The following is a 12,165-nucleotide window of genomic DNA, read 5'->3' as shown; positions in this document are numbered from 1 at the left end:
GCACCGGCCGGGCCGACTCGGGACCGGCCGGCGAATCCCATAGCCGTTTCTCGGCAAAGGTGCGATCCGCTGCGGACCGTGGCACATCGTCCGCGAAAACCAGCACTATTGACGCAACGGCGGCATCCGCCGAATCTCGGGGCTTCCGCCATCACAACGGGTGCTATCAAAATGAGGTGCGCAATGGCCGCCCGAAAGCCGCCACCCATTTTCCGCAAACCCTCACGATTGCTTACCTTCATATTCCATGGCCCGCTGCTATCGTCGGCGAATCAAGTCACGAAATGACGGGGGGGACGCGTTGAGGGCAATCGTACGGATTACGATGATCACCATGTTCGGCTGCGGCGCGCTGCTGACGGGGGGCGGCGCATCGGCGGCCGAAGAACCGGGGGAGGTCACCTCGCCGGCGCCGACCGGTGCGGCGGCGCCCGGCGAGCTCTCCTCGCTGCTCATGCGTGCGGTGGGCGCCGACCTGGGCAGCGTCATGGAAACACTGCCCAGCGTTTTCTGCGGTAACCGGCTGGTCGCCTACAACTCCCCATCGCACAATTCGCCCACGAAGTGCGTCAACGGCCCGGAGAACAGCGGAAACTCGACGAACAGCGGGAACTACCATAATGAAGGTAACGCCATCAACAGCGGAAACTTCTCCAACACCAACGGCTCGACGGGGAGCAGCAACAACAGCAACGGCGGAAACACGGCAAACGGGCCCCAGCACGTTTCTCCGGGCGGGTGAGCGTGCGATGGGAGGCTTGATGAAAAAGGCGGGAATGGCTGCGGCGCAGCTCGGGCTGATGATGTCGGCGGTCGTGGTGTCCACGCCGCTGCTGGAAGACGTCGCCTCGGCGACCACCGCCCACAAGCACGACTGGGCCAGGGACCGGGGGAACTCCTGGAAGAGCGGCAACTACCGCGTCCGGGGCCGTCAGGTGAACAGCGGCAACTGGGACAACGCCAACGGCGCGATCAACAGCGACAACAGCATCAACGGCGGTAACTTCGCCAACGGACCACAGCACATCGTGGAGGGCAAGGGCATCGCCCGGCTCGACCGCCGCTGACGGACGTGATCCCCGCCGCGCCGATGCGGCGGGGATCACCGGCCGCCTCCCCCTGCCACGGCGGTCGGACGGTCAGTGGCTTTCGTCCCCGTCTTGGGCGGCCAGCACCTCGTCGGCGTGATCGTGGGCCCACTCGCCGAACGCCCCGATCGGGCCCAGCAGCGAGCGCCCCAAGGCGGTCAGCTCGTACTCGACCCTCGGCGGGGCCTCGGCGTACGCGCGGCGCGCCACCAGGCCGTTGTGCTCCAGGCGCCGCAGCGTCTCGGTGAGCACCTTGGGCCTGATGCCGCCGATCTCCTCACGCAACCGGCCGGGCCGCCGCGGCCCGTGGCGCAGCGCCCAGATGACGACCGCGTTCCACGTGTTGGACATCAGGTCGAAGGCGAGCCTGGCCTGGCAGTCGGCGAGGAACAACGGCGGCCTTTCGTCGGGCACCGAATGGTGTGCGTCGGAATCTCTACGGTCTTCCTGCAAGTAAAGCCCGTTGCGGATGGAGGACGTACATGAGGATCGGGATTCTGGGCGCGGGCGGGATGGCCGACGCGCTGGGCACGCAGTGGGCCGCGGCCGGCCACGACATCATGATCAGCGGCAGGGACCTCGGGAAGAGCGCCGCCCAGGCGGCGCGCATGACCGAGCGGGGCGGAACGGTGGTGCGGGCCGGGAGCTGGGCGCAGGCGGCCGCGTTCGGCGACGTCGTGGTGGTGGCCGTACCGGCCGAGGGGCTCGCCGGCACGCTCGCCGCCGCGGGGGCGGCGCTGCGCGGCAAGCCGCTCGTCGACGTGACCAACGCGGGCCCCGCCCACTTCGACCCCGCGCGCCCGCTCGCCCCGATGGTCGCGGAGGCGAGCGGCGGGCACGTGGTCAAGGCGTTCAACCTGTGTCATGTGGACGTGTGGCGGATGACACCGCCGGTCTTCGACGGCCGTGCGCTGGCCGTGCCGCTGTGCGGCGACGACCCGGCGGCCCTGGAGGCGGCGCGTACGCTGGTCGCCGACCTCGGCTGCACCCCTGTCGTGGCCGGAGGGCTGGAACGGGCCGTCCTGCTGGAGGCGACGGCGGCGTTCATGATCAGCTTGTGGTTCGGGGGTTCGGACGCGCAGGCCGTCCTGCCGCCCCTCGCCTCCTCGGGCACGCACCGCCCGGGCTGACGCGGGCGTCAGGAGGGGTGGCGGGCCAGGTGGTCGGCGTGGCGGATCGGCTCGGGGAGGCGGTAGCGGGGCGTCAGGCGCAGGACCTGCTCCGTGACCGTGTCCAGCGAGACGCGGTGGCCCTGCGAGACGTAGACCGGCTTGACCCCTGGCCGCGTGCGCAGGGCCCGGCCCACCGTGGCGCCCTCGTGGACGATCGGCGTCCAGGCCCCGCGTTCCGGCCCGGGCATCTCGTGGACGCCGACGAAGGGCGTCTTGCCCACGCCCAGCGCCGGCAGCCCGGTCAGCACGCCGAGGTGGCAGGCCAGGCCGAAGCCGCGCGGGTGGGCCACACCGTACCCGTCGCAGACCAGCAGGTCGGGCGTCACCGTGAGCCGTTCCAGGGCCTCCACGAGGGCGGGCAGCTCGCGGAAGGCGAACAGACCCGGCACGTACGGGAAGGCCGCCCGCCCGTGCGCCACCACCTGCTCCACAGGCGCGAGCGTGGCGGCGTCGAGCACGACCACCGCCGCCGTCAGCGCCTCGTCGCCGTGGTAGTGCACGTCGAGGCCGGCGACGAGCGTGAACGTGGCGGGGCCGGTCAGCTCGACGTGACCGCGGAGCCGATCTTGCACGGCCTCCGCCTCCGCGACGCTGGACGGCCAGGGGTGGAGTTGCTCGACCTGCACGGGGCCAACGCTATACCGATCGTCCGGAGAGGCGTCCGGAGAGGCGTCCGGAGAGGCGTCCGGACAGGCGTCCGGACAGGCGTTCGGTAAGGTCGGCGGCATGAGCGAGATCTTGGTGGTCGTCGGTCCCGGGGTGCCCGCCGACGCGGCGCTGCTGGAGGAGATCGCCACCCGCGAGTTCGCGGTCTGGGACGTACGCGGCGCGGTGGCCCACGCCCGTGACGCCGCCGACCTGCGCGCCCTCGTACGGGGGAGCGGCGCGGCGGTCGTCGTCCCCGGGCCGTCGCCCGAGGCACGGGCGCTGATCGGGCAGCCGCTCGGGCCCGAGGTGGTGGCCTGGGTGGACCTCGAACGCGTCGAGGGCGCTGGACACCTTCATGGGCGGGGCTTGTGGGGGCTCGCGTGGGGTGTCCGGCACGCCGTCCACCGTCTGCGCCACCCGCCCACCCGGCGGATCTCCTACGGCGACGGCTCCGCCGAGCAGTGGGCCGACCTGTACCTTCCGTCCGGACGCGCGGGCGGGACGCCGGTCGTGGCGCTGGTGCACGGCGGATACTGGCGTTCGATCTGGGCGGCCGACCTCATGGAGGCCCTCTGCGCCGACCTGACCGCACGCGGTCTCGCCGTGTGGAACCTCGAATACCGCCGTCCCGACCGGCACGGCTGGGCCGCCACGGTCGCCGACGTGGCCGCCGGCCTGGCCGCGATCGAGGGCGCCGATCCCGGCCTCGACCTGGACCGGGTCGCTCTCGCCGGACACTCGGCCGGGGCGCAGCTGGTCCTGCGGGCCGTGGCCGACGGGGCGCGGGCCAGGCTCGCCGTGTCGCTGGCCGGCGTGCTCGACCTCGTCCAGGCCGACCGCCGCTGGCTGAGCGCCGGCGCCACCGCCACCGCCCTCGGCCACCCCTCCGACCCCGCGCATCCCTCTGCGGGGGCTGCCGCGCTGGACGAGACGTACGGTGCCGCGTCGCCGGTGCACCGGGTGCCCGTCGGGGCGCCGCAGCTGATCGTCCAAGGCACAGAGGACGAGCTCGACTTCGTGGACTTCGGCCGCCGCTACGCCAGAGCCGCCCGGGAGGCCGGCGATGACGTGACATATCTGGAAATGCCGGGCGACCACTTCGACGTCATCCTGCCGACCACCCCGATCTGGCAGGCCACCGCCCAGGCCATCACCGAAGCCCTCGTCTAGAGCGGGAGCTCCCTACATCCCCCGCGCCACCGGCCCGAGGGCGCGCTCGGTGACGATCGCGGCGAAGCGGGCGGTCACCTGGTGCCAGATCGGGGTGGAGATCGGCTCGTCCGCCACCGCACGCTCGTACACCTCGGCCGGGTCGAAGCCGTCGGGCGTCCACCCGCGGATGCGCTCCGGCAGCACCTCCGGATGGAACTGCACCCCCCACGCCCGCTCACCCATGCGGAACGCCTGGTACGGGCAGCGCTCGGTCTCCGCCAGGTGGACGGCGCCGTCCGGCAGCCGGGTGATCGCGTCCTTGTGGTGCTCGACGGCGGGCACCACCGGCGGCAGCCCGTGGAAGAGCGGGTCGGCCGCCGCCTCGGGCCTGATGGTGACCGGCAGGCTGCCGTTCTCGGGCGCGCCGACGTCGCCGGTCACCTCGCCGCCCGCCACCTCGGCGAGCATCTGGCCGCCGAGGCAGATGCCGAACACCGGCACGCCGTCCTCCAGCGCCTGACTCATCAGCCGCCGGGCGTCGCGCAGCCACGGGGCCCGGTCGTCCTCGCCCGGCAGGTAGCCGCCGCCCAGCATGATCATGGCGTCGTGCTCCAGCCGGGCCGGCAGCGGGGCGCCCTCGTGGGCGAGCACGACGTCGAGCCCGAGCCCGGCCTGCTCCAGCCAGCCGCCCACCCGGCTCGGGCCGCCGCTCTTGCTGTTCTGCACGATGAGGATGTCAGCCATCAGATGCCTCCAGAATGCGCTCGTCCACGTCTTCCGCGCGGGTGAGCCTGAACACGTGTACGGTGCGGCGGCCGGGTCACGGAAGGTTCGCCGCGCGCGCGGTGTGACGCAGGAGCAGGGCGGTGGTCACCGGGCCGACACCGCCGGGCACCGGCGTGAGGGCCCCGGCCACGGCGGAGACCGCCTCGAAGTCGACGTCACCGGTCAGCCCGCCGTCGTCGGTCGGGTTGGTGCCGACGTCGATCACGACCGCGCCGGGCGCCACGTGACCGGCGCCGATCAGCCCCGCCCGGCCCGCCGCCGCGACCAGCACGTCGGCCGTGGAGGTGACCGAGGCCAGGTCACGGGTGCGCGAGTGGGCGACGGTGACCGTCGCGTGCCGGTCGAGCAGGAGGTGGGCGAGCGGTTTGCCCACCACGGTGGAGCGGCCGACCACCACGGCCCGGCGTCCCGGCAGCTCCACCTCGTAGTGGTCGAGCAGCGCCATCACGGCCGCCGCCGTGGCCGGCGCGAACGCGGGCAGCCCGGCGGCCAGCCGGCCCAGCGAGAGCGGGTTGGCGCCGTCGACGTCCTTGCGCGGGTCGATGGCGGCGGCCAGCTCCTGCGCCGAGGCGCCCGCGGGCAGCGGGGTCTGCACCATCAGGCCGTGGACGTTGGGGTCGGCGCTGAGCCGCGACAGCGTCTCGCCGATCTGGTCGGGGCTCGCGTCCGGGCCGAGGTCGACCACGTCGCAGGCGATGCCCACGCCGGCCGCCGCCTTGGCGATCGAGCGGACGTACCACAGGCTCGCCTCGTCGGCGGTGGCGACCACGACGGCCAGCCGCGGTTGCGGGCCGGCCGCCGCCTCCGCCTCGGCCTGCGCGCGGATGGCGGCGGCGAGGTCTCTGCCGCTCAGCGTCCTCACCGGTTGATCTCCTCGCGTACGGCGGCGGTGACCTGCTCGGCCCTGGACACGGCGGCGTCGACGCCGGCCACACGGGCGCCCAGCTCGGCGCGCAGCCGTTCGTCGGCGATGCCGCCCAGGTTGACCTCGACGTTGATCCGGGCCGTGGTGAGGGCGGCGCGCGCGGCCTCGGCCGCGGCGGCCACGTCGGTGACGACGTTGCGGTTGGCGATGGGCAGCAGCAGCTCGCAGAGCTCCACCAGGCGGGTGGCGGCCTCCGCCACGCGGGCGGGCGGCTCGGCGGCGCCGGCCAGCGCCCGGGCGAGGGTCGCGCTGCGCTCCTCGCCCTTGGGCAGGCGGTAGGCGTCGGCGACCACGGTGAACGCCGCGGCGTCCTCCTCGGCCAGCTTCAGCGCGTCGGCCCGCAGGGCGTCGGTCTGGGTGGTCACGGCGGCCACGGTCTCGGCGTGGGCGGCGTACCTGTCGCCGGTGGTGTAGCGGGCCACCATGCCGAGCAGGGCGGCGGCCTGCGCCGCGTGCAGGGCGGCCGTCGCGCCGCCGCCGGGCGCGGGCACCCGGTCGGCCAGCTCGGCCAGGAAGTCGACGATCCTCGAGTCGCGCATGGCGGCATTCTTCCAGGCCGCCCGGACCTCACTGACGGAACATCGGCCTCGTGGTGTCCTCGGGCTCGTTGTACGGCTGGAACATCGACGGCGTCTTGTCGTACCCGGGGTCGTAGGCGGGCGCGACCTCCGGCGCCGAGCGTGCGGCGAAAGCCCGCCAGCGGGACGGGAACATCGACACGACCAGCAGCATCACACCGAGTACGGCCTGCAACCCGGAGTACGCCACGGTCATCATGCCCGTCCGCATGACCCCGGGCAGCAGGTCGTCGGGGAGCAGCGGCGTGCCGCCGAGGAGCTCCAGCACGGGCAGCACCCCGAGGGTCGTGAACCCCAGGCCGCCGAACAGCGAGGCGACGGGCGACAGGCGCGATCCGGCCAGGAAGGCCAGCAGGAGCGCCGCGGCGGCCAGCGCGGCCACCGCCGGCCACGAGACCCGGAAGTCCCGCTGGGCCTGCAGTCCGAAATCACCGACGCCGTACCACAGCGCGGCCGTGACGATCGCGGGCAGGAACAGCCCGGCGACGACTCCGAGAGCGTGACGTGCACCGTTTGACATGATTCAACCCCGTTTGTTCGGCTTCAGTCCAACGTACTAGCCGTCGCCGGTCAGCGTGGTGTGGTCGGCGAGTCGAGCCAGGTGTCGATGAGCTCGGTGAAGTCCCGGCCTGTGTGTTCCTTGATCCACTTGGTGAAGGACGCCCGGTCCTGGGTGGTGTTGCGGTGCTCCTGGACCCACGCCCGCAACATCGCGAAGAACTTCCGGTCGCCGAGCCGCTTCCTGATCTCGTGCAGCATGATCGCCGGGCCGTAGTAGACGTTGCTGATGCCGAACGAGTCGCGCCGGTACCTGCCGGGCGGGCCGGCCTCCTGACGCAGCCGGCCGTCGACGCGGCGGATGTTGGCGATGAAGTCGTCGATCGTGCCGTCCTCGTGCTCGGCGTACCACTGCATCTCCAGGTACATCGCGAAGCCCTCGTTGAGCCACAGGTCGCGCCACGTCCGAGGGGTGACGGTGTCGCCGAACCAGTGGTGGGCCAGCTCGTGCGCCACCACCGATGGCCGCATGTAGAGGGGGCCGAGGGCGATCATCTGCTGCGTCTCCATGCCGGAGTCGCTCGTGGCCACCAGCCCGGCGCTCGGGAACGGGTACGGGCCGAGCTTGCGCTCCAGCCAGCGCATGATCGACGGCATCCGCCTGGCCACGGGCAACTGCCGCGGCACGTCCCCCGGCCGGATCCAGTACGTGACCGGGATCCCGCGCGGCCCCTCGTCCCGATACATCCGGAACCTGTCGGCCGCGAACACCGTCAGGTAACTGGCCACGGGGTCGGTCGACCGCCACCGGAACGTGCTCGTCCGCCCCGCGGAGGTCTTGCCCTCGTACGTCCCGTGCGCCACGCCCGACCAGCCCTCCGGCACGGTGATCGCCACGTCGTAGAGCGCCTCGTCCGACGGGTGGTCGTTCACCGGGAACCAGGTGAACGCCCCGAACGGCTCCTGCAGCGCCCACGCCCGCCCGCCCTCGCCGACGTGGAAGCCCAGCATGGAGATGTCCTCGCGCCGCTGCCCGGCGTCCACCGGCTTCGGCCGGCCGTGGTAGCACACGGTCACCACCGCGCCCTCGTCCGCCTCCAGCGCCTCGGGCAGCGGGACGGTCAGGTCGTCACCCTTCCTGGTCGCCTCGATCGTGACGTCGTTCACCTTGACGGCGTCCACCTTGAGCGCCCGGCCGAAGTCGAGACGGACGCGGGAGATCGGCCGGGCGGCCCGCAGCGTCAACGTGGCCGTGCCGGACAACGTGCGCGCACCGGGTTTCCACGCCAGCGCCAGGTCGTAGTGGAGCACGTCGATCGACGGGTCGCCGTAGGCCGGGTAGAGCGGGTCGGCGACGGGCCGGGACCGGCCCGCGTCGTACGCGCTCAGATCCACCCGCCCGGGCGCGGCGGTCGCCGCCTGCGGTCGCTTCGTGGCGGGCTGCTGTTTCGTGGCGGGCTGCTTCGTGACGGGTGGCGCGGGGGGCGACTCGGGTGCGCTGCAGGCCGTCAGGACCAGCGCGACGGTCATCGAGGATAACAGGGGCCTCCGCATTCGGGCAAAAGTAACGACGCAGGCAGGGGCCCACAAGCGGTTTTCCCCGATTCGTCCCCGGTGGCGTGTCGGATCGTTGCTGAAAGATCCCTGTGAAGGCGGTTCTGGGCCTTTGCCGGGACCGGCGGCTTCTGCATCGTGGTCCGCATGAGATCCGCGATCCTGAAGACCGCACTCAGCGCCGTGCTCATGGTCACGCTCGCCGGCCTGCCGGCGCAGGCGGCCACGAGGCCAGGCACGTTCCCGCTGCCCGACGGGTTCCAGCCGGAGGGCATCGCCATCGGCCCAGGGCCGTACGCCTACTTCGGCTCCCGCGTGGACGGCGACATCTACCGCGCCGACCTGCGCACCGGCAAGGGATCCGTCATCAGTCAGGGCCCCGGCACGCCCTCGCTCGGGATGAAGACCGACGGGCGCGGCCGGCTGTTCGTGGCCGGCGGCACCGGCGGCGACGCCCGCGTGGTGGACGTGCGCACCGGGAGGGTGCTCAAGTCGTACGAGCTGGCCACCGGGACGTCGTTCGTCAACGACGTCATCCTCTTCGGCGGCGCGGCGTACTTCACCGACTCGGCCAACCCGGTCCTGTACAAGCTCGACCTCGGGCGCGGTGGCGCGCTGCCGGACGAGGCGGTGAACATCCCGCTCAGCGGCGACCTCCAGTACACGACCGGCAACAACGCCAACGGCATCGCCCCCAGCCCCGACGGCAGGTCGCTGCTGATCGTGCAGTCGAACACCGGCAAGTTGTTCGAGGTGAACCCGTCCTCCGGCGTCACCGCCGAGGTCGACCTCGGCGGTGAGGCGCTGACCAACGGCGACGGCCTGCTGCTGTCCGGCCGCACGTTGTACGCCGTGCTCAACCGGCTGAACACGATCGCCGTGATCGGCCTGTCCCGCGACGCCTCCTCCGGGAAGGTCGTCAGGCGGATCACCGACGACCGGTTCGACGTGCCGACGACGGTCGCCTCCTACGGCCACCGCCTCTACCTGCCGAACGCCCGCTTCACGACGACCCCGACGCCCGACACGACGTACGACGTGGTCTCCGTCAAACCCTGACGCCACGCGTCACAGGCGTGTGGCGGCCCTCAGGCCGCCGCCGTACCTCCTCCCCGGCACGCTGCGGAGCCGGGGAGGAGCCCCCCTACCGCGGCGGGCGCAGCGCGGCGAGCTGCTCCTCGAACGGGACGACCGCGTCCTCCTGCGGCTCCCGCCGGGGCGCCCGGTGCAGCAGCAGCCCGGCCAGCTCCTCCGCCGCGCGGGCGATGCGCTCGCCCAGCCCGTCGGTGAACGCGTCGTGGCCGCCGCCCCAGTCCTCCGAGGCCGCGTAGACCGCGGTCGGCACGACCACGGCCCGCAGGTACGTGAACAGCGGCCGCACCGCGTGCTCCAGCGCCAGCGAATGCCGGGCGGTGCCCCCGGTCGCGCCGATGAGCACCGGCGTGCCGGTCAGCGCGGTGTTGTCGAGCACGTCGAAGAACGACTTGAACAGGCCGCTGTAGGAGCCGCTGAAGATGGGCGTGACCGCGACGAGCCCGTCGGCCTCCGTCACCGCCTCGAGCGCCTCGCGCAGCCGGGTGTTGGCGAAACCGGTCACGAAGTTGTTCGCGACGTCCACCGCGAGCTCGCGCAGCTCGATCACCCGGACCTCGGGGGGCGTTCCCGGCGTCTCCTCCAGCCGCCGCGCGACCGCCTCGGCCAGGCGGTCGGCGAGCAGGCGGCTGGAGGACGGCTGGGTCAGACCCGCCGAGACGACGACGAGCTTCATGGGGGGATCTCTCCTTTCGAGGGGACGTACGGCGGTTCAGGCGCCGATGGCCGCGGACTTGTCCTTGGCGGCGAGCAGCGAGGCGTGCGTGGGGGCGTCGGGCACGCTGTCGGGGCGGTCCTTGGCGAACTCCGCGCGCAGCACGGGCACGACCTCCTCGCCGAGGATGTCGAGCTGCTCCAGCACCGTCTTCAGCGGCAGGCCGGCGTGGTCCATGAGGAACAGCTGGCGCTGGTAGTCGCCGAAGTACTCGCGGAACTCCAGCGTACGGTCGATGACCTGCTGGGGGCTGCCCACGGTGAGGGGCGTCTCGGCCATGAAGTCCTCCAGCGACGGCCCGTGCCCGTACACGGGGGCGTTGTCGAAGTACGGGCGGAACTCGCGCACGGCGTCCTGGGAGTTCTTGCGCATGAACACCTGCCCGCCCAGCCCCACGATGGCCTGCTCGGGCGTGCCGTGTCCGTAGTGGGCGTACCTCTGGCGGTAGAGGCCGATCAGGCGCATGAAGTGCTCCTTCGGCCAGAAGATGTTGTTGGCGAAGAAGCCGTCGCCGTAGTAGGCGGCCTGCTCGGCGATCTCGGGGCTGCGGATCGAGCCGTGCCAGACGAACGGCGGCACCCCGTCGAGCGGGCGCGGCGTCGAGGTGAAGCCCTGCAGCGGCGTGCGGAAGCGGCCCTCCCAGTCGACGACGTCCTCGCGCCACAGCTGGTGCAGCAGCGCGTAGTTCTCGACGGCCAGCGGGATGCCCTGCCTGATGTCCTGCCCGAACCACGGGTAGACCGGGCCGGTGTTGCCGCGGCCGAGCATGAGATCGACCCGGCCGTCGGCCAGGTGCTGCAGCATCGCGAAGTCCTCGGCGATCTTCACCGGGTCGTTCGTGGTGATGAGGGTCGTGGCGGTGGTGAGCACGAGGCGCTCGGTCCTGGCCGCGATGTACCCGAGCATGGTGGTGGGCGAGGACGGGACGAAGGGCGGGTTGTGGTGCTCGCCGGTCGCGAAGACGTCGAGCCCGACCTCCTCGGCCTTGACCGCGATCGCCACCATCGCCTTGATGCGCTCGTGCTCGGTCGGCGTCCTGCCGGTGGTGGGGTCAGGGGTGACGTCGCCCACACTGAAGATCCCGAACTGCAATTTAGTCACCATCCATGACTATTGAATGTTTGACCCCTAGAGCGTCGCGCCCTCCCGAGATATTCCAATCATCCGGCATCCCGCGCCACCTCGAGCCCTGGGGCGCCGACCCGCTCTGCGCCCAGCCTGGCCGGGCCCTCGCGGACGCGGGCCCGTCGCTCCTGAGCCGGTCGCGGGGCGGACTCGCGCCTGCCCTCCCGGATCGGCCGCGGCCGCCCGCGCGACCGGCGCCGGGTGCCGCCGTCAGCTCTCGCGGACGCGGGCCCGGAAGGCCGCCGCCTTCGCCCGGTTGCCGCATCCGCGCATGTCGCACCAGCGGCGCGTCCGCCGGTGGGAGGCGTCGACGTAGAGCCGCGTGCAGGGGGCGGCCTCGCACTCGCGGATCAGCGCCGCCTGCGGGCCGCCGAGGAGCTCGGCCGCCGCGCGGGCGACGCTGGACAGCGCCGCGCGCAGGCCGCCGTCGCGCACCACGCCGTGCTCACCGAGCAGCACGCTCACCGGCGGGTGCCCGGCCGCCGCGTTGAGCACCCGCCGGTCCTCCTCCGCGTACGGCGCCCCCGTGCGGGCCGCGGACGCCAGCCGGTAGACCGCCTCGCGCAGCGACAGGGCGAGGGCGAGGTCGTCGTCGTCCGCCTCGGGCGGCGTGGTGAGGAGCCCGGCGGCGACCGCCCAGCGGGCCAGGTCGGCGGGGGTGGCCAGGAGATCGACGGGCTCGCCGCGCCGCCGGCCGACCGTGCCCGCCAGGTCGAGCCCGAGGTTCCCGCTGACGAAGGTGGCGTGCATGACCTCCATAGTAACCGGGTTGACAAGTTACTTCGGCTGCCTCCAGGGTGAGTAACCACTGAATCCGGTTATTTCGTGAAAG

Annotated in this window: 15 protein-coding genes; 5 read left to right on the top strand and 10 right to left on the bottom strand. The window is 72.5% G+C overall.

Annotation, left to right across the window (positions count from 1 at the left end; translation table 11 throughout):
- Positions 1 to 325 precede the first annotated feature (325 nt).
- Positions 326 to 742 (top strand): hypothetical protein, encoded by a 417-nt coding sequence (locus ACIBP6_RS24595; protein WP_397055678.1) that lies wholly within the window; start codon positions 326 to 328, stop codon positions 740 to 742.
- 19 nt (positions 743 to 761) lie between these two features.
- Complete coding sequence (locus ACIBP6_RS24590) at positions 762 to 1,067, top strand: hypothetical protein (protein WP_397055676.1); 306 nt, start codon at positions 762 to 764, stop codon at positions 1,065 to 1,067.
- Between the two features lie 72 nt (positions 1,068 to 1,139).
- On the opposite strand, the gene ACIBP6_RS24585 is transcribed toward ACIBP6_RS24590, so the two are convergent.
- On the bottom strand, positions 1,140 to 1,502 hold the full coding sequence (locus ACIBP6_RS24585) for a winged helix-turn-helix transcriptional regulator (protein WP_397055674.1): 363 nt from the start codon (positions 1,500 to 1,502) through the stop codon (positions 1,140 to 1,142).
- A gap of 68 nt (positions 1,503 to 1,570) precedes the next feature.
- On the opposite strand from ACIBP6_RS24585, the gene ACIBP6_RS24580 reads away from it, so the two are divergent.
- Positions 1,571 to 2,218 (top strand): NADPH-dependent F420 reductase, encoded by a 648-nt coding sequence (locus ACIBP6_RS24580; RefSeq protein ID WP_397055672.1) that lies wholly within the window; start codon positions 1,571 to 1,573, stop codon positions 2,216 to 2,218.
- An 8-nt stretch (positions 2,219 to 2,226) separates the two neighbouring features.
- On the opposite strand, the gene ACIBP6_RS24575 is transcribed toward ACIBP6_RS24580, so the two are convergent.
- Complete coding sequence (locus ACIBP6_RS24575; protein ID WP_397055670.1) at positions 2,227 to 2,886, bottom strand: endonuclease V; 660 nt, start codon at positions 2,884 to 2,886, stop codon at positions 2,227 to 2,229.
- Between the two features lie 100 nt (positions 2,887 to 2,986).
- Here ACIBP6_RS24575 and ACIBP6_RS24570 point away from each other — a divergent pair, with 100 nt between their 5' ends.
- Positions 2,987 to 4,078, top strand: coding sequence for an alpha/beta hydrolase (locus tag ACIBP6_RS24570; RefSeq protein WP_397055668.1), 1,092 nt, complete (start codon positions 2,987 to 2,989; stop codon positions 4,076 to 4,078).
- 12 nt (positions 4,079 to 4,090) lie between these two features.
- Here ACIBP6_RS24570 and ACIBP6_RS24565 read toward each other — a convergent pair whose 3' ends face one another.
- The 5 genes from ACIBP6_RS24565 to ACIBP6_RS24545 form a co-directional block, all read right to left on the bottom strand.
- A complete protein-coding gene (locus ACIBP6_RS24565; protein WP_397055666.1) occupies positions 4,091 to 4,804 on the bottom strand; it encodes a type 1 glutamine amidotransferase in 714 nt (237 codons plus the stop codon).
- A gap of 76 nt (positions 4,805 to 4,880) precedes the next feature.
- Positions 4,881 to 5,708: a bifunctional 5,10-methylenetetrahydrofolate dehydrogenase/5,10-methenyltetrahydrofolate cyclohydrolase gene (locus tag ACIBP6_RS24560; protein ID WP_397055664.1), complete on the bottom strand. Its 828-nt coding sequence runs from the start codon at positions 5,706 to 5,708 to the stop codon at positions 4,881 to 4,883.
- Positions 5,705 to 6,310, bottom strand: coding sequence for a cyclodeaminase/cyclohydrolase family protein (locus ACIBP6_RS24555; RefSeq protein ID WP_397055663.1), 606 nt, complete (start codon positions 6,308 to 6,310; stop codon positions 5,705 to 5,707). The genes ACIBP6_RS24560 and ACIBP6_RS24555 overlap by 4 nt, the downstream gene beginning before the upstream one ends.
- A gap of 28 nt (positions 6,311 to 6,338) precedes the next feature.
- Positions 6,339 to 6,869, bottom strand: coding sequence for a hypothetical protein (locus tag ACIBP6_RS24550; protein WP_397055661.1), 531 nt, complete (start codon positions 6,867 to 6,869; stop codon positions 6,339 to 6,341).
- A 50-nt stretch (positions 6,870 to 6,919) separates the two neighbouring features.
- A complete protein-coding gene (locus ACIBP6_RS24545) occupies positions 6,920 to 8,377 on the bottom strand; it encodes a M1 family metallopeptidase (RefSeq protein ID WP_397055659.1) in 1,458 nt (485 codons plus the stop codon).
- Positions 8,378 to 8,548: 171 nt separating this feature from the next.
- On the opposite strand from ACIBP6_RS24545, the gene ACIBP6_RS24540 reads away from it, so the two are divergent.
- The gene (locus ACIBP6_RS24540) at positions 8,549 to 9,460 is read left to right on the top strand and encodes a superoxide dismutase (RefSeq protein WP_397055657.1); all 912 of its coding nucleotides are present in this window, start codon (positions 8,549 to 8,551) and stop codon (positions 9,458 to 9,460) included.
- Positions 9,461 to 9,545: 85 nt separating this feature from the next.
- Here ACIBP6_RS24540 and ACIBP6_RS24535 read toward each other — a convergent pair whose 3' ends face one another.
- The 3 genes from ACIBP6_RS24535 to ACIBP6_RS24525 form a co-directional block, all read right to left on the bottom strand.
- Positions 9,546 to 10,169 carry an FMN reductase gene (locus tag ACIBP6_RS24535; protein WP_397055655.1) on the bottom strand — a complete coding sequence of 208 codons (624 nt, stop codon included), beginning with the start codon at positions 10,167 to 10,169 and terminating at the stop codon, positions 9,546 to 9,548.
- A gap of 36 nt (positions 10,170 to 10,205) precedes the next feature.
- A complete protein-coding gene (locus ACIBP6_RS24530) occupies positions 10,206 to 11,300 on the bottom strand; it encodes an LLM class flavin-dependent oxidoreductase (protein ID WP_397057072.1) in 1,095 nt (364 codons plus the stop codon).
- A 243-nt stretch (positions 11,301 to 11,543) separates the two neighbouring features.
- Positions 11,544 to 12,083, bottom strand: coding sequence for a CGNR zinc finger domain-containing protein (locus tag ACIBP6_RS24525; RefSeq protein ID WP_397055654.1), 540 nt, complete (start codon positions 12,081 to 12,083; stop codon positions 11,544 to 11,546).
- Positions 12,084 to 12,165: the final 82 nt, after the last annotated feature.

The organism is Nonomuraea terrae, from assembly GCF_044465245.1.
GTDB classification, from domain to species: domain Bacteria; phylum Actinomycetota; class Actinomycetes; order Streptosporangiales; family Streptosporangiaceae; genus Nonomuraea; species Nonomuraea terrae.
This window is presented reverse-complemented; position numbering and strand designations above follow the sequence as displayed.